Source organism: Nocardiopsis synnemataformans (genome assembly GCF_965343085.1).
Classification (GTDB): domain Bacteria; phylum Actinomycetota; class Actinomycetes; order Streptosporangiales; family Streptosporangiaceae; genus Nocardiopsis; species Nocardiopsis alborubida.
Genome location: NZ_CBDRFA010000006.1, coordinates 114656 through 139041, shown reverse-complemented (window position 1 = coordinate 139041; position 24386 = coordinate 114656). Strand labels below are relative to the sequence as shown.

The window sequence follows — 24386 nt, the reverse complement described above, 5'->3', positions numbered from 1 at the left end:
GGGGGCCGGGCCGGGGTCAGCCGCGGCCCGCCTCCACCGGGGTGTGGTCCTTACGCGCGGCCCGCCGGGCGCGCAGTCGGCCGACCGCCACGATCAGGCCGATCGCCAGGAGCAGCCCGTAGATCCCCAGGGTGATCCCGCTGTCCACGAGAACCGACACCTCGCCCTGCCCCACAGCCAGGGCGCGGCGCAGCTCCGTCTCGGCCACCGGCCCGAGGACGACCGCGATCAGCACCGGGGCCAGCGGGATGTCGAAGCGGCGCATCATCAGAGCCACCAGACCCAGGATCAGCATCAGCCACAGATCCACCATGGAGGACGCGGCCGCGTACACGCCCAGGGACGAGAACACGGCGATCCCGGCGTACATGTACGGCTTGGGGACCAGCAGCAGCTTCGCCCACAGCGGCGCGAAGGGCAGGTTCAGGATGAGCAGCATGACGCTGCCGATGAACAGGCTGGCCAGCAGCGCCCAGACCAGGTCGCCGTCGCGCTCGAACAGCAGCGGACCGGGCTGCATGCCGTACTGCTGGAAGGCGGCCAGCATGATCGCGGCGGTCGCCGACGTGGGCAGGCCCAGACCCAGCAAGGTGCCCATCGCGGTTCCGGCGGTGGCGCTGGCGGCCGCCTCCGGGGCGGCCACACCCTCGATGGCGCCGTTGCCGAACTCGTTCTCGCCCTTGCCGCGCCGGGCCCGCCGCGCGGCGAGCTTGCGCTCGCTGCCGAAGGCCAGGAAGGTCGGGATCTCCGAGCCGCCGGCCGGGATGGACCCGAACGGCAGGCCGAACAGGGTTCCGCGCATCCAGGCCGGAAGGGTGCGCCGCAGGTCCGCGCGGCTCAGCCAGGGGGTGGCGCTGCGCCGCAGGCCGCCGTCGGCCCCGCCGCCCGCGTGGGCGGTGGCGGCCACGTGCAGCACCTCGCCGATCGCCAGCAGCGCCACGGTCACGGTGATGATGCTGAAGCCCTCGAAGAGCTGGGGTACGCCCAGGGTGAAGCGCTCGGCGCCGCTGAGTCCGTCGATGCCCACCATCGAGATGGCCAGGCCGATGCCCAGGGCGATCAGGCCGCGCACGGCCGAGTGCGAGACCACCGCGGAGGTGGCCACGAACGCGAAGACGGTGAGCGCGAAGTACTCGGCGGGGCCGAACTGCAACGCCAGCTGCACGATGGCCGGGGAGAAGAACGCCACCAGCGCCGTGGACACGATCGCGCCGATGAACGCGCCGATCGCCGCCGTGGCCAGCGCCTGCGGTGCCCGCCCCCGCTTGGCCATCTTGTGGCCCTCGATGGCGGTGGCGATGGCCGAGGCCTGCCCCGGCGTGTTCATCAGGATGGCGGCGGTGGAGTCACCGAACAGCCCGCCGTAGTAGACACCGGCGAACATGATGAACGCGCCGGTGGGGTCGAGATGGAAGGTGACCGGGAGCAGGAGCGCGACGGCCATGGAGGAGCCCAGGCCGGGCACCACGCCCACCGCGGTGCCGAGCATGACGCCCAGCAGCGCCAGGAAGAGGTACTCGGGGCTCAGCGCGTTGGCGAACCCCGCCATGAGGTTGTTGAGAACGTCCATTTAGAAGATGCCCCCGAGGATTCCGGCCGGCAGGTTCAGGCCCAGACCGGCGACGAAGGCGAGCTGGATGACGGAGGAGAACACCAGCGACAGCACGGCGTCGAACAGGAAGCGGCGGCTGCCCAGGGCGTAGGCGACGCCGAAGAACAGCAGCGCCGCGGACAGCAGCCAGCCCACCGGCTGGAGGAGCAGGATGAACACCGTCAGCGAGGCGACGACGATCCCCAGGCAGCGCCAGTCGATGCGGACGGGCCCCTCCTCACCGGAGGGGGCGCTCCCGTCGGTGGCGGCGTCCGGGTTCTCCCCGGTGGTCGGCGCGTCGGCGGTGCGGGCCGGACGCAGGACGACCTGCACGGCCAGGGCGATGCCCGTGGCGCCCATGAAGATCGCGACCAGGGTGGGGAAGAAGCGCGGACCGGGCGGTTCGGTGCCCGGCGGCACCGGCATGGCGGCGGTCTGCACGGCGATGAACCCGGCGATGCCCAGCACCAGGGCGGCGACCAGCAGTTCGGACCTGCCCCGCCACCAGGAGGGGCGGGGCGGCGGGGCGGCGGGCTCCGTCGCCCGGGTGGGGGTGGTGGCGTCGGTACTCAAGACAGGCCCAGTTCCTCGGTGATGGTGGTGATGCGCTCGGTCTCCAGGGCGAGGAACTCCTCGAACTCCTCGCCGGTCTGGAAGGTGTCGTCCCAGCGGTTGCGCTCCAGGGTCTGCGTCCACTCGGGGGTGTCGTGCATCTCGGTGACGATCGCGGTCAGCTCGGCCCGCTCCTCCTCGGTGATGCCGGCCGGAGCCACGAACCCCCGCCAGTTGGGCAGGACCGCGTCGATGTCCTGCTCGGCCAGGGTGGGGACGTCGATGCCCTCGACGCGCTCGTGCGCGGAGACGCCCAAGGCGCGCACGTTGCCCGCCTCGATCTGGTCGCTGAACTCGTTGTAGCCGCTGATGCCGACGTCGACGCTGCCCGACAGCAGCGAGGTCAGCGCCTCGCCGCCGCCGGAGAAGGCGATGTAGTTGACGTCCTGGGGGTCGACGCCGACGTCGGAGGCGACCAGCCCGGCCAGCAGGTGGTCGGTGCCGCCCAGGGAGCCGCCGCCGATCGCCATCCCGCCCGGATCCTCGCGCCAGGCCTCGGCCAGGTCGCCCATGTCCTGGTACGGGGAGTCGTCGGGGACCACGACCACCTCGTAGTCGTCGGCCAGCCGGGCGATGGGGGTGACGTCCTGGAGGTCGTGCGAGGAGTTGTTGACGATGATGCTGCCGATCATGACGGTACCGGTCACCATCAGCATGTTGGCCCGGCCCTCCTGGCGGACCGCCTGGGCCAGGCCGATGGTGCCGCCCGCGCCGGGAACGTTGACCACCTGGTTGTTGGCGACGATCCCGGCCTCGCGGAAGGCGTTCTGCGCCTCGCGCCCCACCAGGTCCCAGCCGCCGCCGGGCGCGGCGGGCACGATCGTGGTCAGTCGGCTGCGTACGGCCTCGGCGCCGTCACCGCCGGTCGACGAGGCGTTGACCGCCGCGGCGCCGATGACGACGGCCGCGGCGACCGCGCCGCCGACGCGCAGAATGCGCTGGATGCTCATGGGGTGGCTCTCTCCGTTGCTGCCGGTCCGCGGTGCGGGCGGGCGCTCGCGGGCCGACGGACCGCCCGAGGCGGGAGCGTGGCGGCCGTTACACCGCTCCGTGGCGCCGGTCGCATCCGCACCGGTTTCGAGAGCATGACCCACGGTTTGCCGGCCGGTAAATCTTCTGGTCGTTTTGAACACAGAGATTGTTGTGGTCGCCCCGGTTCCCGCCCGTGACCGTGTCCGCCGATCGCGGTGGACAACCACCCTGTCCCGCCCGCGGCGTGCGCAATAGCCTCGTCTCACCCGACGGGAAACGGCCGGTCAACGGCCTGGGGCGGGCGCGGAGCGGGAGCCGAGGGGGTTCCCGGCCACACGGGTTCCGTGCGCCCTCCCAGCGGCGGGACCGGCAGGTCCGCGCGGTCCCGGAGGGCGTGACGCACCCGCGACCGACGAAGGACGGCCATGACGCTCCTGCTCGCCCACATCAGCGACCTGCACCTGGACGGGACCGACCGCACCACCGGGCGCGCCGCCCGGACCGTGGAGTACCTGCGCGGCCTCGCCCAGGCGCCGGACGCGCTCCTGGTCACCGGCGACATCGCCGACCACGCCAGCGCCGAGGAGTACCGCGAGGCGGCCCAGCTGCTGGACCTGCCCTTCCCGGTGCTGGTCTGCCCCGGAAACCACGACGACCGCGAGCGGATGCGCGGGTCACTGCTGGGCCAGGAGCCGTCCGCCGCACCGTTCAACCAGGTGCACGAGGTGGGCGGTGCGGCGGTGCTGGCCTGCGACTCGACGGTTCCGGGCGAGGACGGCGGCCACCTGGACACGGCCACCCTGGTGTGGATCAACGAGACGCTGGGCGCCCTGCCCGACGACCGGCCCGCCCTGCTGGCCCTGCACCACCCGCCCGTGCGGGTCCACCACCCGCTGCCCGACTCCATGCGGCTGGACAACGCCGACGACCTGGCCGGACTGCTGCGGGCCCACCCCCGGGTGGCGGGGATCCTGGTCGGGCACGCCCACACCGGCGGGGCGTCCACCTTCGCCGGGCGGCCCCTGCTGCTGGCGCCCGGTGTGACGTGGACGCTGCGCATGCCCTGGGAGGGCGAGCCCGCGGCCAACCGCGACCAGCCTCCGGGGGTGGCCTTCCACATCCTGGACGAGGACCAGCGCCTGACCACGCACTTCCGCGCGGTGGTCTGACCCGGGCGCAGGGCTGCCGGGTCGTCGGGCGGCTTGGCCGACGGCCCGGATTCGACCAGCGTTTCGACCAAAAATTTCCTGCCCCGCACCAGAATACCTCCCACGATATTATCTTATTCCTTGATCCGCGAACCATTGACTTGACCCTTGCGGCCTGTTTACGCTTCCGGCGCAACGAAAGAAGCAGGGAAAGGGAAATGCGCGTAAATGTTCCAAAACCTGAAAAAACCGGCCGTGATCGTCTTTCTGGTGGCGGGGCTGGCCGCCGCTGCCGCCCCGGCCTGGGCCAACACCGCCGCCGGTAGTGCCAGCGCTATGGCGCTCGACTGCAACAAGGGCGTCAGCAACGGTGACGCCTACGCGAGCTGCTTCGGCAGGCTGGGAGAGGAGTGGCGTCTGCGCGCCGACTGCGCCTTCCAGCCCGACCGGTACTCGGACTGGCAGAACGGCGACGGAAACGTCACCGTGAGCTGCACGGTCGGAGACGCGCGAGCCGCGATTATCGAGGTTCGGTGACATCACCGCCATCACACTGATGGCGTTCCCCCTGTTTCCCACTGAATGCATCCCTGGGGCGCGGGAACAACGCAGGCGGAAATGACGAGGTACCGTGCAGCGGCGTTCGGTGTGCACCAGTGCCCCACCACCGCGCCCGAACCGCCGCTGTACGGGTCAAGGGAATCGGCGGCGAGGGCGATGACTGGCGCACAGGTGCACATCGAGAACACAGCACCGGCTCTGGAAATGAACGAAGTGGTCCGGGAGTACGGTGCGGGCGAAGCCCGGGTCGTAGCCGTCCGAGAAGCGTCCCTGCGGATCGAACGCGGGGAGGTCGTGGTGGTGTACGGCCAGAGCGGGGCAGGAAAATCCAGCCTCCTACAGATCGCCGGATGCCTTCAGGAACCCACCCGGGGAACGGTGCGCGTCGACGGCGAAGACGTCACCGGCACCAGCGCCAAACGCCGTGCGGACCTGCGACGCCGCCGCATCGGATACGTCTTCCAGGAATACAACCTGCTGAGCGTGCTCACCGCTCAGGAGAACGTCGCGCTCCCACTGGAACTACAGGGAACTCGTGGAGCGCGCCAACACACGCTTGCGGCGCTGGAGGAGCTGGGTGTCGCCGAGCTGACCGACCGTTATCCCGAGGAGATGTCCGGCGGCCAACGCCAGCGGGTGGCGATCGCCCGCGCACTGATCGGGCCCCGCCGACTGGTCGTCGCCGACGAGCCGACCGGCGCGCTGGACTCCGCGTCGTCGCGGGCGGTCCGGGAGGCCCTGGTCGCCCGTGCGCGTGAACACGGCGCTGGTGTGTTGGTGGGGACCCATGACCAGGAATGGTCGGCGCTGGCCGACCGGGTGATGGTGATGCGCGATGGCGTACTCGCTCCAGCTCGGGGAGGCGTGCTTTGACTTCCTCCCCCTCCTCAAAGGAGGGGGATTCCGACCGAACCTAACGGTCCGGTGCCGCTCGCGCGGCGACCCTCACGGGCCCGGTTTCCTGCTTCGCAGCCGACAGCGGAAGGGAGGACCCTTGCCGACTCACACCAGCTCCCCAGGCATCACCCGAGACTGCTTCCCGGGCTGCGACTCGACCAGCCGCAAGGACGTTCTTGGCCGCGTTGAGATCCCGATCATGCCGGGTGCGACAGGAAGGGCACGTCCATACCCGGGTGCCCAACGAAAGCCGATCCAGCAGGTACCCGCACGCAGAACAGGTCTTGCTGGAAGGAAACCACCGATCCACCACCACCAACGTGCGACCCGCACGCACGGCCTTGTACTCCAGCTGACGGCGAAACTCACCAAAGCCAGCGTCCAGAACCGACCAGTTCAGCCCGGCCTTTTGACGGACCCGCTGACCGGGTCGCTCAACGGTGCCGCGTGCGGAGACGGTCAGGCCCCGCACGTTCAGATCCTCGATCGCGATCAGGTCGTGCTCGCGCACCAGGCGGGTCGTGGTCTTGTGCAGGAAGTCAGCGCGGGCGTGGCGGACCTTGCGGTGCGCGGCCGCGACCCTGCGCTTGGCCTTACGGCGGTTGTTCGACCCGCGCTGGGTGCGGGCCATGCGCCGCTGGTAACGCTTGAGGTTGCGGGCCTTGCGCTCCACGTGGCGGGGGTTGGCGATCTTCTCGCCCGTGGACAGGATCGCGAAGTCCTTCACCCCCAGATCCACACCCACCTCAGAACCAGTGTCCGGTGCCGGGTCAGGATCGTCGGTGTCCACGGCGAAGGTCACATACCAGCGCCCGTCCGCCTCACGCGAAACGATGACCATGGTCGGGTCCAGCGACGCGAGGTCGACGTCGTTGAAGGACCACGCCACCTCAAGCGGTGCCTGCTGTTTAGCCAGGAACAGCTGTGCATCCTTGATGCGAGACGCCGACCGGGTGTAGTGCGCCGACTGTCGGCCCTGCCGGGTCTTGAACCGGGGGTAGCGGGCGCGTCCAGCGAAGAAGTGGGAGAACGCGCTGTGCTGGTGGCGCAGGGTCTGCTGCAACGGCACCGAGGACACCTCGGACAAGAACGCCAGGTCTTCGGTCTTCTTCCACTGGGTCAGCGCGGCGTCGGTCTGTTTGTAGGAGGTCGTGCGGCCGTGCTGGTGGTAGGCGGTGTGGCGGTCGGCGAGCGTTTTGTTCCACACCAGGCGCACGCACCCGAACGTGCGACCCAGCTGGGCCGCTTGTTCGGGGTCCGGGTAGGCCCGGCACTTGTACGCCGTCCGCATACGGCAAAGGTTAGAGCAAGGAGAAGTATGTGTAAGGCAAAACGGGAAAGGTGCCGACTGCCTGCCCGGATTCCTCCCCGGCCTCAAGGCCGGGGCATCCTCCGGGAGACATGGTGAAAAGGCCGCTCAGTCTGCTCCTGGCGTGGCGGATGGTCAGGCAGGACGGCAGGAGCGCCCTGTTGGGGGCCGGACTGCTCGGGTTGCCGGTGGCCGTCGCCGTGTTGGTGCAGATCCTCTACAGCACCGCCGTCCCCACCCCCGAGGAGGAGCGGACGGCGGCCATGGGCGAGGCCCAGGCGCGTGTGTACTCGGAGACGGACACGGCCTCCGCCACCCGGCTGCGTCAGGCCCTGCCCGAGGAAGCCAGAATCGTTCCGGCCACCAGTTCCGTGCTCCCGGTGGAGACGGCGCACGGCCGGGTTCCCACCTCGGTGGTCCTGGTGGACCTGGCCGACCCGCTGACCCACGGTCTGCTGGAGGTCACCGACGGGCGCGTACCCGAGCGAAGCGGTGAGGTGCTGGCGAGCCGGCACCTCAGCCGCGGCACGGGTGCGGGGATCGGCGACCGCGTCACCGTGGGAGAGGGCCACACCGCCACCGTCACCGGAGTGGTGGTCGATCCCAGCAGCCATGATCGCGACTTCCTCGTGGGCCTGCCCCAGGATCCGGCGCTGACCGCCTCGCCGGAGAGCACCGGGCCATGGCTGATCGGGGGGCTGCCCCCGGACATGCGTGAACCCGAACTGGTGCGGTCACTCGATCCACTCGGTTTCACCGTGGACCCGCGCACCCCGGGCCCCACACCGGGCGCACCGCCAGCCGCTGAGGACACCACACGTGACGACGACCATGCGGTGCTGCTGTTCACCGCGTTGGGCCTGGGTGAGGTCGCGCTCCTGGCGACGGCGGTGTTCACCCTCTCCGCCCAGCGCCGCCGCCGGGACATGGGACTGCTGTCCGCGGCCGGAGCCCGCCCCTCCCTGTTGCGTCTGACGGTACTGACCCACGGCGTGCTGGTGGCCGCGACCGGAGCCCTGGCCGGAACGGCTCTGGGAGTCGCGGGAGCGCTGGTCGCCCAACCGGTGGGGGAGCGGATCGTGGGCCTGTCCTGGGGGAAGCCGGTGATCCGCCCGGACCAGCTCGCCTGGATCGTACTCCTGGCCCTGGTGGCGGGGCTGGTCGCCGCGTGGCTGCCCGCGTGGTCGGTCTCGCGGCGGGGCCCGGCCGCGGTGCTGCGCGACGCTCCACGCCCGGTGACCCACCGCCACCGCACGTGGACGTGGCCCCTCCTCGCGGCAGCGGGACTGGCAGCTCTGGTCGGCGGCACCGCCGCCGGAACCGTCCCGCTCGCCGGGGCGGGCGCCGTCGCCTACGCGCTCGGGCTGCTCGGCTCGTGCGGACTGCTGCTGCGCACCCTGGCGGCGGTCGCCGCACGCCTTCCGGTGCGTGCCCGGGTGGCGCTGCGCGCTCCCGCCCGCAGCCCGTCGCGGTCGCTGCCTCTGGCGGTGGCGGTCTGCGCGGTCATGGCCGCCGCCTCCGTGGTCGGAGTGCTCATCCACAGCGCCGACCGGCACAACGCCCGCACCTACGTACCCGCGTTCCTCAACGGCCAGGCCATGGTGAGTGGACCACTGCCCTCCGACGACGCCGCGCTGTCCCCGGTCACCCAGGCGTTGGGCGGTGCTGAGGTCGTCCGGATCCGCTACGCCGCGATGCCCATCGGCGACGGCCCGGTACGCCTCGTCCTGGACAACGACGCATGGCGGTGCGCGCTCTCCTCCGGCGGCGGCGATGACGAGTGTTCGCGTGACCTGCCCGCGGGGATCACACCGGTCCAGTCCGTCGCGGTGGCCGACGAGAGCCTGGTCCTCGCCCGCTTCCCCGAGGAGGACCAACGAGAACGGGCCTTTCGCGCCCTACGGGACGGCCGGGTCGTACTGACGGACAGCGCACTGCGACACAGCTCGGGACGGGTCCTCCTGCGGCCGGGCGGCAGCTCCTCTGGGGAGGCCGTCGAACTGGAGGCGGAGTCCGTGGTCCCCGACGACGTCCAGACACACCTGCCCCATGCCCTGATCTGGCCGCGGACCCTGGACGAACACGGCCTGGTGAGCGGCCCGGTTCGTGACGCCCTGCTGGTGACGGAGACCGCGCCCGCCCCCGAGCAGGTCGAGGCAGCTCGCTCCGCCACCCAACGTCACCTGGGAGGACATGCCAGCCTCCACGTCGAGAGCGGCTACGACGGAGCGGAGATCTCCTACGTGCTGTGGCTGTTCACGGGCCTGGCCGCTGCCACGGCGGTGGGGACCGCGGCCATCGCGGGGGCGCTCTCGGCCGCGGAGAACGCCCGTGATGACGAGGTTATGGCCGCGGTGGGCGCACCACCCCGGTTCGTGCGCCGCATGGTCGCGGCACGTCTGCTCGCCCTCACCGTCCCAGCCGCGCTCCTGGGCCTGACCGGAGGCGGCGTGGCGATGGCGGCGGCACTGCACGCCTGGGGCGAGTGGCCGCCCGCGGTTCCCTGGGGTCCCCTTGTCGCCACCCTGGTCGCCACCACCGCCGCCGCCTGGCTCACCGGTTACCGTCCGGCACGGCGTTCACCCGGGACGGTGTGAGGGACAGGGGTCCCCACACCGCCATGGCGGCGAGCTCCGCGAGCCGCCGGAGCGAGTGACGGGGCCCCGTCCCACAACGGGGAACGGCGGCTACAGGAGCATGGCCAGCTGGCGGCACTGGGCGACCAGTGTGCCCGTGCCGTCCCAGATCTCCATGTCCTCCTCGTGCAGGCCGCCGGAGACGTGCTTGGTGAACACACGGCAGGCCAGCCACCCCGGGGCGGGCCTGGCGCGCACGTGCACGCTCAGCTCGACGGTGATCGTGGCGAACTCACCGATCTCCAGCACGGCCGGGGGAGCGAAGTCCACCATCGAGACCAGCGCGTGGGTGTCGGGCTCGCGCCCGTCGGCGAAGCGCATCCAGAACTCGGCGTGCGGGCGGCCGTCCTTGCGGCCGTCCAGCCAGCCCGGCCGCCCGGGGTAGCGGTACTCGACGCTGCGCGCGATGCCCAGGCCCTCGGGGCGGTCGAACTCGGGCGGGACGGGGCAGTCCTCGGGGGCGGGCAGGCGCGGGGGCTCGTCCAGGGTCAGGACCCGGGCCGTGGGGTCGGGGGACAGGTCGCCGTAGGTGGCGGTGGCGCGCACGATCTCCTTGCCGCCCTGCTCCAGGCGGACCTGACCGGTGGCGGTGCGGCGTCCCTCGCGCACCACCTCGGTGCGCGCGGTGGCCGCGCCGGGGGCGGCGGGGCGCAGGAAGAACGCCGAGACGGCCAGGGGGTCGGGCTGGCTCAGGTTCTGGCGCAGCGCGTTGAGGGCGGCGCCCAGGACGTAGCCCCCGTTGGGGTGGGAGGTGAAGGTGGTCCAGGCGTTGGTGAGGGTGGCGGCGAACTCGCCGTCGGCCAGCTTCTCGACACGGGTGTCCCGGTCGAACCGGAAGTCATCGGCGGTGTGGTCAGGGCTCATGCCCCCAGATGTTACCGATGGGTAAGGGACGGTGGTGGACGCGGGGCGGCCTGGCCGGGGAAAGTGGTTGACCCTGACGCGGCGTCAGGCCCTAACTTCGGGCACACGTCACCACCAGCGAGGAAGCACCAGGACAGATGGGACACACCGTCGGCGAGGTCGCCCGGATGAGCGGACAGACCGTCCGGACCCTGCACCACTACGACCGGATCGGACTGCTCGTTCCCGCCGGACGCACCCCGTCGGACTACCGCAGCTACAGCGACGGGGACCTGGAGCGGCTCCGGCAGATCCTGACCTACCGGGAGCTGGGCTTCGGCCTGGACCGGATCGCCGCATTGCTCGACGACCCCGCCGCCGACACCCGCGCCCACCTGGCCCGTCAGCACCGGCTGGTGACCGAACGCATCGAACGCCTGCGCACGATGGCGCGCGGCATCGAACGCCTGATGGAGGCCGACACCATGCAACTCGACCTGACCCCCGCCGAACGCCTCGAACTCTTCGGCGACTTCGACGTGGACGCCCACGCCGAGGAGGCCCGCCAGCGCTGGGGCGGCAGCGAGGCCTACACCCAGTCCCAGCGCAGGGTGAGCTCCTACACCAAGGCCGACTGGGAGCGGCTCAACGCCGAGGGCGAGGAGATCTACCTGGCCCTGGCCGCGGCCATGAACGACGGGCAGGCGCCCGACAGCCCCGCCGTGATGGACCTGGCCGAGCGGCACCGCGCCCACATCACCCGCTGGTTCTACGACTGCACCACCTGCGTCCACCGGGGACTGGGGCAGCTGTACGTGGACGACGAGCGCTTCACCGCCACCGTCGACGCCCACGCCGAGGGGCTGAGCGTGTACCTGCGCGAGGCCTTCGCCGCCAACGCCGCCCGCCAGGAGGCGTGAACCGGCCCCGCACACGCGGGGCGCCCGAGAACCCGGCACAAAAGCCGGAAACGGCGGAGGCCGGTGACCGGGTGTCCGGTCACCGGCCTCCGCCGGACGAGCATGCGAGAGCGGGGTTCGCACGCTCCACTGTCTGCCTTGGGACGGCTGTTACCAGAGATGGTCCACGATGGTCTCGGCGTCGTCGACCTGGTGCTGGTACCGGTCGGGGTAGGCCGAGCGCTGGACGTCCTGGGCGACCCTGCCCATCGGGTCGTCGTCCCAGCTGCCGTCGGGGTGGACGCGCTCGAGCTCGTCGAAGAAGGCGTTGGTGGCCCAGGCGGGGTCGAGCCGGTCCTCCTGCGAGCCGTAGTGGTCGCGCTGCTGGAACAGGCCGACGCTGTCACGGTCGCCCCAGTCGAGATTGTCCAGGTGGGTCTCGACGATGGAGGTGGCGACCGCGAGGGCGGCGGCGTCCTCGCCCAGGTCGCGGTCCTTGGCCGCCTCGACCATCGCGCGGGCGTTCTCGACGTGCTCCTCGGTCATGTGACCGGCCATGTCGTCATTCAGCTTGTCGTTGAGGGTGTCGGCGATCTCCTTGGCGGAGGCCGTGTCCGCGGCTGCGGCGCCCGGTCCGGCCAGAAGCAGCCCGCCGGTGATGAGCAGGCTGGAGGTCGCGGTAAACGTCAGCTTGGGTATCGATCGCATAAAGTTCACCCGTGCAACGTATGCGCTGGTCAACGCTTTGGAAAGTGTTGGAAACCACGTGAGGCGGGTGGGAAAGACAACACCAAACCTGAGCAACCCCCTGGTCAGACGGCATGGGCCCGTTTCTAGGCCTCGTCGGTGTGCGGCCGACGGAGGGACCAGCGCGAACGTGACCGTGGCAACAGCCCGGCACGAGCGCGCCCGGACCACACCGGCCACTGAAAGCAGAAGCCCCGCGTAGCCGCGCCGCGTTCGTGGCGAGCGAGCGGGCGGGGTGGCCGGGAGAAGCAGCGCGGCAGGACCCGGCCAGGCCGCGCGAACCGACAACCACGCGCGCACACGCGAACATGGGAGTCTGCTGCTCCCGCTTCCCGTCCAACGGAAAGGGCCACCCGTGCGCTGGACCGTCCACTCCGAAAAGCCCCTGTACACCGATTCGTGGATCGACGTGCGGGCCGCGGACGTCGAACTGCCCGACGGGCACCGGTTCGACCACCGGCTCATCCGCCGACCGCCCGGGGCCGGTGCCGTGGTGCTCGACGGACGGGACCGGGCGCTGCTGTTGTGGCGGCACCGGTTCATCACCGACACCTGGGGCTACGAGATCCCCATGGGTGGTGTGCACCCGGAGGAGAGCCCCGAGCGGGCGGCCGCGCGCGAGGTGCTGGAGGAGACCGGGTGGCGGCCGGGGCCGCTGCGCCCGCTGGTCTACGTCCAGCCCTCCAGCGGGCTGACCGACAGCGAACACCACATCTTCGTCGCCCAAACGGCCGAGAGGGTCGGCGAGCCCCAGGACGCCTGGGAGGCCGAGCGCGTGGAATGGGTGGCGCTGGACCGGGTCCCCGATCTGGTCAGGCAGCGTCAACTGGTGAGCGGCACCTCCATGAACGCGCTGCTGTACCTGTACGCCACTGGCCGGGGTGAGGACGGCCGCCACCGCACGAGCGCACGGCGGCCCCCGTACGACGTCGGTGCCGCACGGGGGCTGCCGTCCTCTCGCCCTGACCGCTGACACAGCGACCGGCGCGGGCAGGACGTCTCCACGGCGAGATCCGGACCGGAAAAGCGCAGGGGCACCTGTGCTCCCCGGTCCTGGCCTCGGCCTCAGGAGCGCAGGCAGAACAGGTTGTGGGCGTCCACCGAGGTGCAGTGCCAGCTCAGGGCCCAGTAGCAGGCCTGCCCCTGCACGAAGAAGCACAGCCGCTCACCGGAGAAACCGATCCTCAGATCGGCCTTGGCCAGCAGGACGCTGGGGTGGATCTCAACGTAGGAATTGACCGCCGAGAGGTTGGCCTCGGCGCTGCCCAGCTCCGTACCGAAGACCACCGCACTGACCTTGACGTGGGCGGACCAGTTCTCACCGGTCGAGGCCGAGACGACGACCCGCAGAGTCAGCACACCCGGAACGATGGTCGCCTCGAAGGTCTTGCTGAAGTCGAAGGAGGGGGCGTTGGACGGGGCCGGGGCGTTGCGCTGCTCCTTCAGCACCACCGGCTGGGGGTCACGCAGGTGCGCGGCGACGGCCTCGGCGTACTGGGCCTTGAGGCGCTCGGGGTTGGCGTCGAGCGCCCTGGCCAGCTTTCCCCAGTCCTCCTCGGACAGGAATCCCATCTCCTCAGCGGGAACAGGCATGAGCACGTCCTTTCTCTGCATGACGGGCGTTTCCCGTGTCAGGCGCATGCCCACGCAAAGGATTCGGCCACCGCACGTGTTCACCTGGCATTCCAGCTGGTCAACCCCATCTTTAGCGGTAAAGGAGGACATGTCGTCACGCCGCGGACAGCATGCTCTGCCGGACCGGTAAGACGGTCGACGGCACCTGGAATTCCTGCTCGCACGTTCTTATCCGCGGTTTTCAGCGCCCGTATCCGTGGCATATGGAACCGCTGTGGTGGACCGTGATCCTGGTAACCGTGATGATCAGAGTCGTGTCGGCGCCATCCGCCAACGTGCCATCCGGCCCTCCCCGAAGACCGGACGGGAACCCCCATGGCCGAGGACCGCAAGGCGCTGTTACGGTCTGCGCTGAACATCATCCACGGCGAGGGCGCTTGGCCCCCCGGGGGGCCTCGAAATTCCTTTCCGTTCGCACTGACCGGTTTGCTACGGTGACCTCGTGCATCTACCGCTGTACCTCTGATCCGAGCCTGAGCGCCCGCCCCGCCTCCGCGTGGCCGCGGGTGCCCGACGTGTACACCGACCCGCTTCCGGGTCTTTCCGTCAGCTCGAAGAGCTCCCGCACACCCGCCATCGCGCCGGGCGGAGCTCTGTTCGGAGGAACAGTGGCAACCCTCAACCCCAAACTCGTGCTGCCCGCCGGTGAGCGGGCGCAACTGACCGCCAACGGCGTCCACATCGACCGCGGCGGCCGCACGGTCCTCTCCGGCGTCGACATGACCGTCACACCACGATCCCGCTGGGGAGTCGTGGGCGAGAACGGCCGCGGCAAGTCCACGCTGCTGCACATCCTCACCGGTGCGCTCGAACCCGATGCCGGGACCGTGCGGCGCATCGGCACCCTCGGCGTCGCCGAACAGGAGATGCGGGCGACCGGCGGCCGCACCGTCGGGGACCTGGTCGACATCGAACTCGCCGACGCCCGCGCGGCCCTGGCCGCGCTCGACGCCAGCGCCGAAGGGCTGGCCGAGGGCGATCCCCGAGCAGCCGAGGAATACGCGGCGGCCCTGAACGCCGCCGAGGTGCTGGACGCCTGGGACGCCGACCGGCGCGTCGACCTCGCCCTGGAGAACCTGGGCGCCGTCACCGACCGGTCACGGCCGCTGGCGGAGCTCTCGGTGGGCCAGCGCTACCGCGTCCGGCTGGCCTGCCTGCTGGGCGCCTCGCACGACTTCCTTCTGCTGGACGAGCCCACGAACCACCTCGACGCCGCCGGGCTCGACTTCCTGACCGCCCAACTGCGCGGACACGGCAACGGCGTGGTGCTCGTCAGCCACGACCGCGCCCTGCTCTCGGACGTGGCCACGACGATGCTCGACCTCGACCCGAGCCGCGACGGCGGGCCGCGCGTCCACGGCGGCGGGTTCGCCGGATACCAGGAGGGACGGCGCGCCGAACGCGAACGCTGGACGGCCGAGTACGAGCAGCAGCAGGCCGAGCACGCCCGCCTCACCCAGGACCTGTCCGAGGCGCAGAACCGGCTGGTCAGCGGCTGGCGTCCGGACAAGGGCACCGGCAAGCACCAGCGGGCGACCCGCGCGCCCGGGCTCGTGCGCTCCGTCCACCGTCGGCGCGACGACCTGGAGGCGCACGCGGTCACCATGCCGCCGCCCCCGCTGCGCTTCCGGATGCCGGAGCTGTCGGCGCTGCCCGGCGTGACCCTGGTCAGGGCCGACGAGGTCACCGTCGCGGGGCGTCTGGACCAGCCGGTCACGGTCACCCTTGACTCCGGTTCGCGACTGGTGGTCACCGGGGCCAACGGGGCGGGCAAGTCGACGCTGCTGGCGGTGCTCGCCGGGCGGATCGAGCCGACCGGCGGCGGTGTGCGCACCGCGCGCACCGCACGGGTGCAACTGCTGACGCAGGAGTCGCCGCAGGCAGGGACACGTCGTGCTCGGGAGGTGTTCGCCGCCCACCTGGGACGGCTCGTCAGCAGGGGAGTCCTGCGGGAGGGCGAGGCGGTCTCGCTGAGTTCTCTGGGGCTGCTCTCGTCGACGGACGCCGACAAGCCGTTGCGTGAGCTGTCCATGGGGCAGCAGCGCAGGCTCGACCTGGCCCTGGCGCTGGCGTCCCGGCCGCACGTGCTGCTGCTGGACGAGCCGACGAACCACCTCTCGATCGCCCTCGTCGACGAGCTCACCGAGGGTCTCGGCGCCACCGGGGCGGCGGTGGTGCTCGCCACCCACGACCGGCAGCTCCAGCGCGACGTCGCCTCGTGGGAGCGGCTCACGCTGGCCCCGGGGGCGTCCGCGTCCCGCCTGGTCGGCCAGTCGGCCGCACACGACGGCGGCTGATCCCGCCGGTTGATGTGACAGGAGGGTCCGGCGGAATCCCGCCGGGCCCTCTCGCTCGTCTCCGGAAGATCGACTGCGGGCGGGTGCTTTCGTTACCGGTGGAAGTCGAACTCTCCGGCGTGGACGTTCCCATGACCGGAGCGACTGCTAGCGTCCACTCGTGTGAACAACGGTGTGTACGTGGGCAATGCGGGCAAGGACGCGGCACTGGATCGAGGGTGGCTTCTCGGGCACTTCAAGGACGCTGATGATCCCCGATACAGCGAATCTATGGAGATCAAGTGGGGCGTCCACCCTCGTGGAGACACGAGGAAGCAGTGGGTGAGGGGTGAGCAACGGACCGCTCTCCTGGTACTCATCAGCGGGCGCTTCCGCGTCGAACTCCCCGACCGTGACATCGTCCTGGAACACCAGGGGGACTACGTCGTGTGGGGGCACGGAACCGACCACTCCTGGACCGCGGAGGAGGAGTCCGTGGTGTTGACGGTTCGCTGGCCGTCCGTACCGGGCTACGCGGTGGCCGAGGTACAGCCGTGACCAGCGAACGCGTGGCTGTGGACACCGGCGAGCTACTGGCCGCCTACGACACCCACGTACGCGGACACGTCCCCGAACATCCACCGCTCGGAGCGGTCGTGGAACGCGAGGGGCCACTGGTGAGCGTGCACCACGGCACACACGCGGTGGTCGACCACACCGACACCACGGGCGTCGACATGACCGCCCTCGTCCGAGGCCAGCAGAAGGAGGCCGACAGGAGGACGGAACCGGTCGAGTGGCGCGTGCACGCCCACGACAGCCCGGGCCTGGCCGAAGCCCTGGTCACGGCCGGATTCACACCCGGGTGGGAACGCCCGGTCCTGGCCGCGCCGCTGGACGCCGTCCCCGACGTGGACCCGCCTCCGGGCCACATTCTCCTTCCGGGAACCCACCACTACGACGAGCAGGCCCTGCGTCTGGCCGAGGCGAGCGAACCACACAGGCGACCGCTCACCGAGCACATGAGGGACGGGACACGGTTCGAGGGAGTCTCGCTGAAGCTGGTGGAGGAGGGGCGCGTTCACGCGGTGGCCTGGTTCCAGGTCCTCACGGGAACCCCGTTCGCCGTGGTGGAGGGTATGACCGCGCCGTGTCCCACCCTGCTCAGCGAGATGGTGGAGTGGACCCGCCCGACGACGCCCCGCAGGTGGGGGTGGTTCGGCGCCGGGATTCGCTTCGCCGCCGCCGAGGCCGACGGTGAGCTGCGGCGGATGTACCTCGGCTCGGGCTTCCACGAGGTGACGAGCGTGCGCTCCTACCACTGGTCCCCGGCGGGGGTCCCGGCCGTGGAGCGACCGGTGCGGCAACTCCTGTCCGACCCCGAGCACGACGACCTGTGGGACCGCTTCTACGAGCGGTTCTCCTTCAAGCCCAGCATCGAGGTGTATCCCGGGATCCGCGAGCCCGTGGGCTCGGCCACCTGGTTCCTGGACAGGCCCAACGACCCCGAACTGGAACAGGTCATCGTTCCCGAGGTGCTCGCCCTCGCGCGCCCTGACGAGCTTCTGTACTGGCTGGACTGGAACCACACGGGTTACCGGTTCGACCCGCGTCGTGTTGGCGGCCCCGGTCAGCCCGAGGTCCCCGGCCAGGTTTTCCCTGACGGGGACTACTACATCTACACCACCCGTGACCTGCGGATGGGCACGTTCGGACATCCCTGGGAGAACACCCTGTGCGTGTTCGGACGGGATCTGCTGGACCGCGTCGAGAACGGCCTCACCGCGCTCCTGGGGGAACCGACCCGCAGGAACGGCCGCAACACGGGGCGCGTGTGGACCTTCGGCCCCGAGTGCGGTCCCCGCTAGCGGTCACGTCGGGGGAGAGGGTGCTGCCTACCGGTGGAAGTCGAACTCTCCGGAGCGGACGCCCTGGGTGAAGGCCTCCCACTCGGCGCGGGTGTAGACGATCGCAGCGCCATCGGGGAAGTGGCTGTGGCGAACCGCGACCCGCCCCGAACCGTCGTTGAGGGGACCGGCCTCGACGCAGCTACCGCCTCCGCTTTCGCTGAAGCTGCTGATGTGCCAGGCGACACCGTCCAGCTCCTGAGGGGCGATGTGCTGCGAAGTCTTTTCGGTCACCTGAGTTCCTTGCTGAGGGTCGTGACGAATCCAGCTGATTCCTCAGCCGAAAGGGAGGCGTCCCACAGCCGATCGTACATTTCCATCATCGGCCCAGAATCAGGGCTTTCGATGTAGAGGGCCCCTTGGGGCGTCTCAACGTAGGCGACCTCCGGGTAGGGGCTCGCCATCCGGTAGATGTTGAACGATCCGTTCGGGCTCGCGTGTGCTCCCGAATCGAAGGGAAGCACCCGGATGTCCACATGCTCTCGCTCCATCGTGGTGGCCAGCGCTTCCAACTGCCCTCGCATGACCCGGGCAGACCCCACCTGTCGACGCAATGTGGACTCGTCCAGCACCACGCGCACGAGAGGCGGGTCCTGCCGCTCCAACAGTGCCTGACGTGCCATTCGGAGTTCGATCCAACGGTCCACCTGGTCATCGGTGGCCTCCGGTTCCGCCACCCTCATGACCACACGAGCGTATGCCTCGGTCTGGAGGATTCCGGAGACGAGGGTGTTGTTGAAGAGCCACTGCTCTACCGCCAATTCCTCCAGCCACACGAAGTCGATGAACCAGTCCTCGACGTCCTTCGTGTAGCCGTCCCACCAACCCGTCTGCCACACGTCGTCGGAGATCTTCAACAGGTTCGCGCGCAGCTTCGGGTCATTGGCGCCGTACAGGTCCAACAGCGCCATGACCTCCGTGCGGCGGATCGGGTAGATGCCCGTCTCGAACCGGCTGACGGTGCCCATAGCCCGTTGGAGGTAGTCGGCGACCTCCTCGATGGTGCGACCGTCCGCCTCACGTAGGTCCCGCAGGCGTTGTCCCAGCCAGCGGCCACGCAACGTCACACGCTTGGGTTTGCGGACGGGTGCCATCCGGACCTCCTAGCTTCTGGAAGCTTTTTTTAGAAAAGCTTGTGCACCTAGATCGTGTGACTTACCGTAGCAGCAGGTGAGGTCGCCGTCACAGAGAATCCGGAAAATCGGACGCTGGCGGTGTACAAAACAGTGGCCCGGGCGGCGTAGTTGGCAGCTCCCCGCCCGGGCCTGGAACCAAAGGAAGGCGCGTATGAACGCGAACAGCCCCTTCGATCCGGCTCCTGTCTACCAGAACCACGACTCCGAGAACCGCCCTCGCGCGTTCTATGTGGACATGTGGGACGAGGACACCGACGAGCTCGTGCACGCCTACTTCGGCGTCTTCCACCCGACCGGCGGGGGACTGGCCCGCCCGATCGAGGGTCCGGGCATCCACTCCTTCGGCGACGTCGAACGCTTCGCCGACCGGTTCGGCGGCGTGATCACCTGGTGCTGACCCGGTTCCGGGCAGGGGTCGTCCGAACCCGTGACGGGGTTCGTGCGGCCCCCGCCCGGCTGTCACCTGGTCCGAGCCGACTGGTTCGGCGACCGGGAAAACCCGTCGCTCGGAACGGGCCAGCCGGGTTAACGTCCGGGGTATGACACCCACCCGCGACGGCTGGCGTACCCGGGAACTGGCCGAGACGATGCGCCTCATCGGCGCGGAGACCGACCGGGCCTGGGCACAGGCGTGCGCCGAGTGGGACGCCGAGCCGGGCAGCGACAGGGAACGCGACTTCGCCGAACTCGTGCTCTCCGACCCCGGCCAGTTCCCCTGGCGGGTGGTGGACGCGGCCATGGACCGCCTGGTGTGCCCCGAGTGCGTGCGGGCACTGGGCTCGGGCGAGCTGGGCTGCGGTCCCTGCGACCTGGCCGACGGGCACCGCTACCTGGCCCGGGAGCCCGACCGACCGGCCGTGCCCCCGGGCAACGAACACGCGATCCGGGTCGGCTCGGTGGTCGTGCGCCAGTGGTACCGCTACCCGGCCAGGGTGGTGTGCGGTTGGGAACTGTGGCTGCCCGAGATCCACCGGGGCTTCCTGCCCACGGGGGCGCAGGCGCGGGCGGCCAAGGCCCGGCTCAACCGCCTCACCGAGCAGCAGGTGCGCACCGTGGCCTCCTGTCGGGAGCTGGAGGACCTCACCGGGGGCGCGTGAACCGGAGCCGTGCGACCGAGGGCCCCGCGCGACGACTCGTGACGCGGAACCCTCGGCGCTCTGCGTGGTCCTGGCCGGGTCTGGCCGTCGAGGCCCTTCTCCGCCGTGCCGCGATCCGCGCCTACGGGGTTCCCAGTTCGGCGCGGATCTGCGGGAGCACCTGGGTGCCGAGCAGTTCGATGCCCCGCAGGAAGTCGCGCTGGGGCATGCCGCCGACGTCCATCTGTAGGATCTGGCGGCTGTGGCCGAGCAGCCCGTGCAGGTGCAGGATCCGGTCGGCGATCTCGTTCGGGTCGCCGACGAAGACCATCCCGCCGGGGCCCAGGGCCGCGGCGCGGTCGGTGCGCGCCGGGGCCGGGCGGCCGAGTTCGGCCGAGCCGTCGGCCATCATGCGGTGCTCGTAGTCCAGATAGGTCGCCCGCGCCCGCTCCCCGGACTCGGCGACGAACCCGTGCACGGCCACCGCGATGTCGGCCCGCTCGGCGGGGCGCCCGGCCTGGGCCCAGGCGTCGCGGTAGGCGTGCCCGTACTGCGCCCAGTGCTCGGGGGTGCCGCCCAGGATGCCCAGGAACATCGGCAGCCCCAGCTCGACGGCGCGGTAGACCGAGTTCGGGCTGCCGCCGGTGCCCAGCCAGATCCTCAGCGGCTCCTCGGGACGCGGCACGACGGTGACGTCCTGTAGCGGCCGGGTCCGGTGCGGGCCGTTCCAGGTGAGGTTCTCGTCGTTGTTGACGGCCATGAGCAGGGCGAGCTTGGAGGCGTAGAGCATGTCGTAGTCGCGCTCGTCGTGGTCGAAGAGCGGGAAGGTGATGGTCGAGGACCCGCGCCCGGCGACCACCTCGATGCGTCCGGGGGCCAGGGCCGAGGCGGTGGCCAGCTGCTGGAACACCCGGATCGGGTCGTCGGTCGACAGGACGGTGACCGCGGTGCTCAGCTTGATCCGCTTCGTGGACGCGGCGGCGGCGTTGATCAGGGCGGTGGGTGAGGACAGCGGCATGGTGCGCATGTGGTGCTCGCCCACCCCGAAGTATCCCAGTCCCACCTCGTCGGCGAGCTTGATCGCCTCCAGTGCGTCGCGGACGGCCTGGGCGGTGGGGCCCGGGCGGCCGTCGGGTGTGCGGGGTGTGTTGCCGAAGGTGTAGACGCCAAGTTCGAAGGTCATGACGGTTCCTGGTTCGGTCGCTGGTGGCGGGCACGGCCCGCTGGTCACGGGTGCCGGAGAGCTGCCCGGTGAGGACGGTCGGGCCCGAGCGGCTCGGGGTGGGTCGTGGCCCGGCCCCGCCGTGCCGGGACGGTGCGGTGGGTGTGCGGGCCGACAGGAGCGCAGCCCCCGTCGGCCCGGACGCGGTGGCCTCAGAGCAGGACGGTGGGGTCCCAGGGCCGGGCGGGGGCGAACTCGTCGCCCCAGGCGCGCTTGTGCACCTGCCAGGCGGACGCTCCGGCCTCACGCGCGGCGACCATCAGCTCGGGGTCCACGTCAACGCCGAGCGGTTTGCGGGCGAAGTCGGTGGAGGAGCGCATGTGCTCGATGGCGGTGAAGGGGTCGTCGTAGTTGTTGACGTTGATCTCGATGATGTTCTGGTCGGGGTCGGCGTAGTAGAACGCGGTCTGCAACCCTTCGTCCACGGCCAGGACCGGCAGGATGTCCTCGCGCCTGAGCCGCACGTAGGTGCCCAACAGCTCGTCCAGGGTGCTGTACTCGAACGCCAGGTGCTGGAGCCGGTGGTGACCGGCGCGCTCGGTGTCCGGGGTCAGGCCCGGGATCTCGATGACGGCCATGCGGTGGTTCTGCTCGTCGTTGCTCAGCCAGACGGCCCTGATCTCCAGACCCTGGCTCCTGAGCCCGGCGGGGTCCTCGGAGGTGTGCATGGGACGCATGCCCAGCACGGTCTCGTACCAGGCCAGCAGGGGTTCGAGGTTGCCGGTGGTCATGCCGATGTGCTGTAGGCGGGGGTGGACGGTGATCTCGGTGTTGAACCGGGTGGGCTCGGACATGGTGGTCCTCCGACCTGATCGTGATGGTCCGGGTGTGACGGGAAGTGCTGCCGGGTCAGAAGCTGTAGGGGCCGAAGCGGCCCCAGGCCACGAACGCGGCCAGCAACAGCAGGACCGTGTTGAAGACGATGGCGCCGGGCTCCTTGCGGCGGGCGTGGGTGAGGGCGGCCAGGGCCATCACCACGACCAGCCCGGTGGCGGCCAGCGGGGTCAGGACGGGGACGACGCCGGTGAGGGCGGGCAGGATCAGCCCCACGGCGGCGGCGAGTTCGGCGACGCCGATGACGCGGACGGTGGTCAGGGAGAAGTCGGCCACCCAGGGCAGCTTCTCGGCGAGCCTGTCCTTGGGCTGGGTGGACTTGCTGATACCGGCGACGGCGAACATGGCGGCCAGTACGGCCTGCACGGTCCACAGGGCGATGGTCACGGCAGGGAATCCTTCGGGTACGCGGGGTGGGAAAGAGCGGGAAGGGGTGAGGAGGAGGCCTTCGGGACCTCCTCCTCCGCTGACGGCCCCGGTGGTCAGACCCAGGTCTTCAGGGTGGTGGCCAGCGGCTCGGTCGGGCGGCCGATGAGCCGGGACAGGTCACCCGGCGTGGGAGCCATGGCGCCGTCGCGCATGTTGGCGTTGAGCGTGACCATGAAACCCGCGGTTCCTTCGTCCAGACCGGCGGCGAGGAGCTGCTCGCGCTCCTGCTCGGGAGTGAGCGCCTGGTAGCGCACCGGGGTACCGAGGACCTCCTGGGCGGTGGCGGCGAACTCCTCGAACGACCAGGCGGTGTCACCCGACAGCTCATAGGCCTGGCCCTCGTGGCCGGGCGTGCTGAGCACGACGGCGGCGGCCTCGGCGAGGTCCTTGCGCGGGGCGGTGGCGATGCGGCCGTCGCCGATGCTGTTGGCGATGACGCCGCGCTCACGGGCACCGGCGAAGTCCTGTAGGTGGTTCTCGGTGTACCAGCCGTTGCGCAGGAAGGTCGCGGGGATGCCGGAGGCGGTCACGAGTTCCTCGGTGGCCTTGTGGTCGGCGGCGAGTTCGAGGATCGTCGTCGGCGCCTGTAGGCCCGACGTGTACACGAGGTGCCGCACGCCGGCCTGGCGGGCCGCCTCGATCGCGTTGTCGTGCTGGGCCACGCGGTCTCCCGGGGCGCCCAAGGAGACCAGGAGCAGCTTCTCGGCGCCCGCGAGCGTCGTGGCGGTGCCGGCCACGTCGTCCAGGTCGACGGCGGCGGTGCGCAGCCCGCGCCCGCCGAGCTCGGCCAGACGCTCGGTGTCGCGGCCCAGGGCCAGGACGTCGCCGGGGGCGACGCCGCGGTCGAGGAGGGCGTCGATGGTCAGGCCCCCGAGCTTGCCGGTGGCGCCGATGATCGCGATGGTCATGGGAACTCTTCCCTCTTCGTGTGGGATCGGGTTTTTCAGTTGCTGATGGCGGGTGCGCGGCCGACGTAGGTGTCGTCGTCGACCTGCGCCGCGGTGAACGCGGCGATGTCGGCGCGGCTGACGGCGAAGCCGAGCTTGTCCGTGCCGAAGAAGCCGACGCGGAGCCCGCCCTGCCCCGGAGTGTCCTTGGGGGCGATGAAGCGGACGACGGTCCAGTCCAGGCCTGAGCGCATGATCTGCTCGGTCATGCCGGTGATCTCCTCGTAGGCGCGCGGCATGAACGTGCGCGGCATGAAGCCGATCAGCCGGGTGACCGGGGTCGGCTTCTCCCGGGGGTCGAGTACCGCCGGGGTCGCGTGGCCGACGTAGCGGCGCACGCCGTGGCGCTTCATGGCCTCCAGGACGTGGCCGGTACCGGCGACGAGCGGCAGGCCGGTGGCCTTGCGGTCCATGCTCGGCCCCAGTGCGCTGACGACGGCCTCCGCTCCGTCCACGGCCGAGTCGACGGCCTCCTCGTCCGACATCTCGCCGACCACGACGCGGACACGGTCGCCCCACGAGGCGGGGACCTTCTGCGGATTGCGGGCGTAGGCGGTGACCCGGTGGCCGCGCTCCAGGAGCGCGGCGACGGTCAGGGAACCGATCGCGCCGGTGGCACCGAAGACGGTGACGTTCATCTGGCTTCGTTCCTTCGCGGGGTGCTCAGGGTGTGAGGACGTGGTGGGCGGCTGCCGCCCCACCGCGTCCG

Annotated in this window: 24 protein-coding genes and 1 pseudogene; 11 read left to right on the top strand and 14 right to left on the bottom strand. The window is 70.6% G+C overall.

The genetic code is table 11. The features are described 5' to 3' along the window. Nucleotides 1-16 precede the first annotated feature (16 nt). The 3 genes from ACSIH6_RS05015 to ACSIH6_RS05005 are packed head-to-tail and all read right to left on the bottom strand — an operon-like array spanning nucleotide 17 to nucleotide 3153. Nucleotides 17-1570, bottom strand: a complete 1554-nt coding sequence (locus tag ACSIH6_RS05015; protein WP_435107021.1) for a tripartite tricarboxylate transporter permease — start codon at nucleotides 1568-1570, stop codon at nucleotides 17-19. Then, a complete protein-coding gene (locus tag ACSIH6_RS05010; protein WP_435107020.1) occupies nucleotides 1571-2164 on the bottom strand; it encodes a tripartite tricarboxylate transporter TctB family protein in 594 nt (197 codons plus the stop codon). Further along, complete coding sequence (locus ACSIH6_RS05005; RefSeq protein ID WP_435107019.1) at nucleotides 2161-3153, bottom strand: Bug family tripartite tricarboxylate transporter substrate binding protein; 993 nt, start codon at nucleotides 3151-3153, stop codon at nucleotides 2161-2163. The genes ACSIH6_RS05010 and ACSIH6_RS05005 overlap by 4 nt, the downstream gene beginning before the upstream one ends. A gap of 447 nt (nucleotides 3154-3600) precedes the next feature. On the opposite strand from ACSIH6_RS05005, the gene ACSIH6_RS05000 reads away from it, so the two are divergent. From ACSIH6_RS05000 to ACSIH6_RS04990, 3 genes are all read left to right on the top strand, one after another. After that, on the top strand, nucleotides 3601-4344 hold the full coding sequence (locus ACSIH6_RS05000; RefSeq protein WP_435107018.1) for a metallophosphoesterase: 744 nt from the start codon (nucleotides 3601-3603) through the stop codon (nucleotides 4342-4344). Between the two features lie 234 nt (nucleotides 4345-4578). Further along, nucleotides 4579-4860, top strand: coding sequence for a hypothetical protein (locus ACSIH6_RS04995; RefSeq protein ID WP_435107017.1), 282 nt, complete (start codon nucleotides 4579-4581; stop codon nucleotides 4858-4860). A 228-nt stretch (nucleotides 4861-5088) separates the two neighbouring features. Continuing rightward, nucleotides 5089-5757, top strand: coding sequence for an ABC transporter ATP-binding protein (locus tag ACSIH6_RS04990; RefSeq protein WP_435107016.1), 669 nt, complete (start codon nucleotides 5089-5091; stop codon nucleotides 5755-5757). Between the two features lie 40 nt (nucleotides 5758-5797). On the opposite strand, the gene ACSIH6_RS04985 is transcribed toward ACSIH6_RS04990, so the two are convergent. Next, complete coding sequence (locus tag ACSIH6_RS04985; RefSeq protein ID WP_435107015.1) at nucleotides 5798-7072, bottom strand: RNA-guided endonuclease InsQ/TnpB family protein; 1275 nt, start codon at nucleotides 7070-7072, stop codon at nucleotides 5798-5800. 110 nt (nucleotides 7073-7182) lie between these two features. Here ACSIH6_RS04985 and ACSIH6_RS04980 point away from each other — a divergent pair, with 110 nt between their 5' ends. Further along, nucleotides 7183-9687, top strand: a complete 2505-nt coding sequence (locus ACSIH6_RS04980; protein WP_435107014.1) for an FtsX-like permease family protein — start codon at nucleotides 7183-7185, stop codon at nucleotides 9685-9687. 90 nt (nucleotides 9688-9777) lie between these two features. Here ACSIH6_RS04980 and ACSIH6_RS04975 read toward each other — a convergent pair whose 3' ends face one another. Next, entirely contained in the window at nucleotides 9778-10590 is an 813-nt protein-coding gene (locus ACSIH6_RS04975) for a thioesterase family protein (RefSeq protein WP_435107013.1), read from the bottom strand. Nucleotides 10591-10727: 137 nt separating this feature from the next. Between ACSIH6_RS04975 and ACSIH6_RS04970 the strand changes: the two genes are divergently transcribed. Continuing rightward, nucleotides 10728-11489 carry a MerR family transcriptional regulator gene (locus ACSIH6_RS04970; protein ID WP_435107012.1) on the top strand — a complete coding sequence of 254 codons (762 nt, stop codon included), beginning with the start codon at nucleotides 10728-10730 and terminating at the stop codon, nucleotides 11487-11489. 150 nt (nucleotides 11490-11639) lie between these two features. Here ACSIH6_RS04970 and ACSIH6_RS04965 read toward each other — a convergent pair whose 3' ends face one another. Beyond that, a complete protein-coding gene (locus ACSIH6_RS04965; protein ID WP_435107011.1) occupies nucleotides 11640-12176 on the bottom strand; it encodes a hypothetical protein in 537 nt (178 codons plus the stop codon). A 394-nt stretch (nucleotides 12177-12570) separates the two neighbouring features. Between ACSIH6_RS04965 and ACSIH6_RS04960 the strand changes: the two are divergent. Then, nucleotides 12571-13095, top strand: a pseudogene (locus ACSIH6_RS04960) (NUDIX hydrolase); the annotation flags it as partial. 185 nt (nucleotides 13096-13280) lie between these two features. Here the strand turns inward: ACSIH6_RS04960 and ACSIH6_RS04955 are convergent. Next, nucleotides 13281-13829: a hypothetical protein gene (locus tag ACSIH6_RS04955; protein WP_435107010.1), complete on the bottom strand. Its 549-nt coding sequence runs from the start codon at nucleotides 13827-13829 to the stop codon at nucleotides 13281-13283. 629 nt (nucleotides 13830-14458) lie between these two features. On the opposite strand from ACSIH6_RS04955, the gene ACSIH6_RS04950 reads away from it, so the two are divergent. The 3 genes from ACSIH6_RS04950 (at nucleotide 14459) to ACSIH6_RS04940 (ending at nucleotide 17994) form a co-directional block, all read left to right on the top strand. Continuing rightward, nucleotides 14459-16147 (top strand): ABC-F family ATP-binding cassette domain-containing protein, encoded by a 1689-nt coding sequence (locus tag ACSIH6_RS04950; RefSeq protein WP_435107009.1) that lies wholly within the window; start codon nucleotides 14459-14461, stop codon nucleotides 16145-16147. Between the two features lie 162 nt (nucleotides 16148-16309). Continuing rightward, on the top strand, nucleotides 16310-16684 hold the full coding sequence (locus ACSIH6_RS04945; protein WP_435107008.1) for a cupin domain-containing protein: 375 nt from the start codon (nucleotides 16310-16312) through the stop codon (nucleotides 16682-16684). Then, nucleotides 16681-17994, top strand: coding sequence for a DUF2716 domain-containing protein (locus tag ACSIH6_RS04940; protein ID WP_435107007.1), 1314 nt, complete (start codon nucleotides 16681-16683; stop codon nucleotides 17992-17994). Before ACSIH6_RS04945 ends, ACSIH6_RS04940 begins: the two co-directional genes overlap by 4 nt. A 27-nt stretch (nucleotides 17995-18021) precedes the next feature. Here the strand turns inward: ACSIH6_RS04940 and ACSIH6_RS04935 are convergent, their stop codons facing one another. After that, the gene (locus ACSIH6_RS04935; protein WP_435107006.1) at nucleotides 18022-18267 is read right to left on the bottom strand and encodes a DUF397 domain-containing protein; all 246 of its coding nucleotides are present in this window, start codon (nucleotides 18265-18267) and stop codon (nucleotides 18022-18024) included. After that, complete coding sequence (locus ACSIH6_RS04930) at nucleotides 18264-19127, bottom strand: helix-turn-helix domain-containing protein (RefSeq protein WP_435107005.1); 864 nt, start codon at nucleotides 19125-19127, stop codon at nucleotides 18264-18266. The genes ACSIH6_RS04935 and ACSIH6_RS04930 overlap by 4 nt, the downstream gene beginning before the upstream one ends. Nucleotides 19128-19320: 193 nt before the next feature. On the opposite strand from ACSIH6_RS04930, the gene ACSIH6_RS04925 reads away from it, so the two are divergent. Together ACSIH6_RS04925 and ACSIH6_RS04920 are read left to right on the top strand one after the other, a co-directional pair. Further along, the gene (locus ACSIH6_RS04925) at nucleotides 19321-19566 is read left to right on the top strand and encodes a hypothetical protein (RefSeq protein ID WP_435107004.1); all 246 of its coding nucleotides are present in this window, start codon (nucleotides 19321-19323) and stop codon (nucleotides 19564-19566) included. Between the two features lie 142 nt (nucleotides 19567-19708). After that, the gene (locus ACSIH6_RS04920; RefSeq protein ID WP_435107003.1) at nucleotides 19709-20266 is read left to right on the top strand and encodes a hypothetical protein; all 558 of its coding nucleotides are present in this window, start codon (nucleotides 19709-19711) and stop codon (nucleotides 20264-20266) included. Between the two features lie 121 nt (nucleotides 20267-20387). Here the strand turns inward: ACSIH6_RS04920 and ACSIH6_RS04915 are convergent, their stop codons facing one another. From ACSIH6_RS04915 to ACSIH6_RS04895, 5 genes are all read right to left on the bottom strand, one after another. Further along, a complete protein-coding gene (locus ACSIH6_RS04915) occupies nucleotides 20388-21428 on the bottom strand; it encodes an LLM class flavin-dependent oxidoreductase (protein ID WP_435107002.1) in 1041 nt (346 codons plus the stop codon). A gap of 191 nt (nucleotides 21429-21619) precedes the next feature. Continuing rightward, the gene (locus tag ACSIH6_RS04910; protein WP_435107001.1) at nucleotides 21620-22261 is read right to left on the bottom strand and encodes a VOC family protein; all 642 of its coding nucleotides are present in this window, start codon (nucleotides 22259-22261) and stop codon (nucleotides 21620-21622) included. Between the two features lie 55 nt (nucleotides 22262-22316). Then, the gene (locus ACSIH6_RS04905; RefSeq protein ID WP_435107000.1) at nucleotides 22317-22688 is read right to left on the bottom strand and encodes a DoxX family protein; all 372 of its coding nucleotides are present in this window, start codon (nucleotides 22686-22688) and stop codon (nucleotides 22317-22319) included. 95 nt (nucleotides 22689-22783) lie between these two features. Continuing rightward, nucleotides 22784-23638 (bottom strand): SDR family oxidoreductase, encoded by an 855-nt coding sequence (locus ACSIH6_RS04900; protein WP_435106999.1) that lies wholly within the window; start codon nucleotides 23636-23638, stop codon nucleotides 22784-22786. Nucleotides 23639-23673: 35 nt separating this feature from the next. Continuing rightward, nucleotides 23674-24315, bottom strand: coding sequence for an NAD(P)-dependent oxidoreductase (locus ACSIH6_RS04895; protein WP_435106998.1), 642 nt, complete (start codon nucleotides 24313-24315; stop codon nucleotides 23674-23676). Nucleotides 24316-24386 lie beyond the last annotated feature (71 nt).

Bases quoted from the DNA above. Each gene is read 5' to 3' on its own strand.
- ACSIH6_RS04915 (WP_435107002.1), bottom strand. From the start codon at position 21,428: ATGACCTTCGAACTTGGCGTCTACACCTTCGGCAACACACCCCGCACA.
- ACSIH6_RS04970 (WP_435107012.1), top strand. From the start codon at position 10,728: ATGGGACACACCGTCGGCGAGGTCGCCCGGATGAGCGGACAGACCGTC.
- ACSIH6_RS04910 (WP_435107001.1), bottom strand. From the start codon at position 22,261: ATGTCCGAGCCCACCCGGTTCAACACCGAGATCACCGTCCACCCCCGC.
- ACSIH6_RS04990 (WP_435107016.1), top strand. From the start codon at position 5,089: ATGAACGAAGTGGTCCGGGAGTACGGTGCGGGCGAAGCCCGGGTCGTA.
- ACSIH6_RS04930 (WP_435107005.1), bottom strand. From the start codon at position 19,127: ATGGCACCCGTCCGCAAACCCAAGCGTGTGACGTTGCGTGGCCGCTGG.
- ACSIH6_RS05005 (WP_435107019.1), bottom strand. From the start codon at position 3,153: ATGAGCATCCAGCGCATTCTGCGCGTCGGCGGCGCGGTCGCCGCGGCC.
- ACSIH6_RS04965 (WP_435107011.1), bottom strand. From the start codon at position 12,176: ATGCGATCGATACCCAAGCTGACGTTTACCGCGACCTCCAGCCTGCTC.
- ACSIH6_RS05015 (WP_435107021.1), bottom strand. From the start codon at position 1,570: ATGGACGTTCTCAACAACCTCATGGCGGGGTTCGCCAACGCGCTGAGC.
- ACSIH6_RS04955 (WP_435107010.1), bottom strand. From the start codon at position 13,829: ATGCAGAGAAAGGACGTGCTCATGCCTGTTCCCGCTGAGGAGATGGGA.
- ACSIH6_RS04985 (WP_435107015.1), bottom strand. From the start codon at position 7,072: ATGCGGACGGCGTACAAGTGCCGGGCCTACCCGGACCCCGAACAAGCG.
- ACSIH6_RS04895 (WP_435106998.1), bottom strand. From the start codon at position 24,315: ATGAACGTCACCGTCTTCGGTGCCACCGGCGCGATCGGTTCCCTGACC.
- ACSIH6_RS05000 (WP_435107018.1), top strand. From the start codon at position 3,601: ATGACGCTCCTGCTCGCCCACATCAGCGACCTGCACCTGGACGGGACC.
- ACSIH6_RS04980 (WP_435107014.1), top strand. From the start codon at position 7,183: ATGGTGAAAAGGCCGCTCAGTCTGCTCCTGGCGTGGCGGATGGTCAGG.
- ACSIH6_RS04900 (WP_435106999.1), bottom strand. From the start codon at position 23,638: ATGACCATCGCGATCATCGGCGCCACCGGCAAGCTCGGGGGCCTGACC.
- ACSIH6_RS04920 (WP_435107003.1), top strand. From the start codon at position 19,709: ATGACACCCACCCGCGACGGCTGGCGTACCCGGGAACTGGCCGAGACG.
- ACSIH6_RS04925 (WP_435107004.1), top strand. From the start codon at position 19,321: ATGAACGCGAACAGCCCCTTCGATCCGGCTCCTGTCTACCAGAACCAC.
- ACSIH6_RS04975 (WP_435107013.1), bottom strand. From the start codon at position 10,590: ATGAGCCCTGACCACACCGCCGATGACTTCCGGTTCGACCGGGACACC.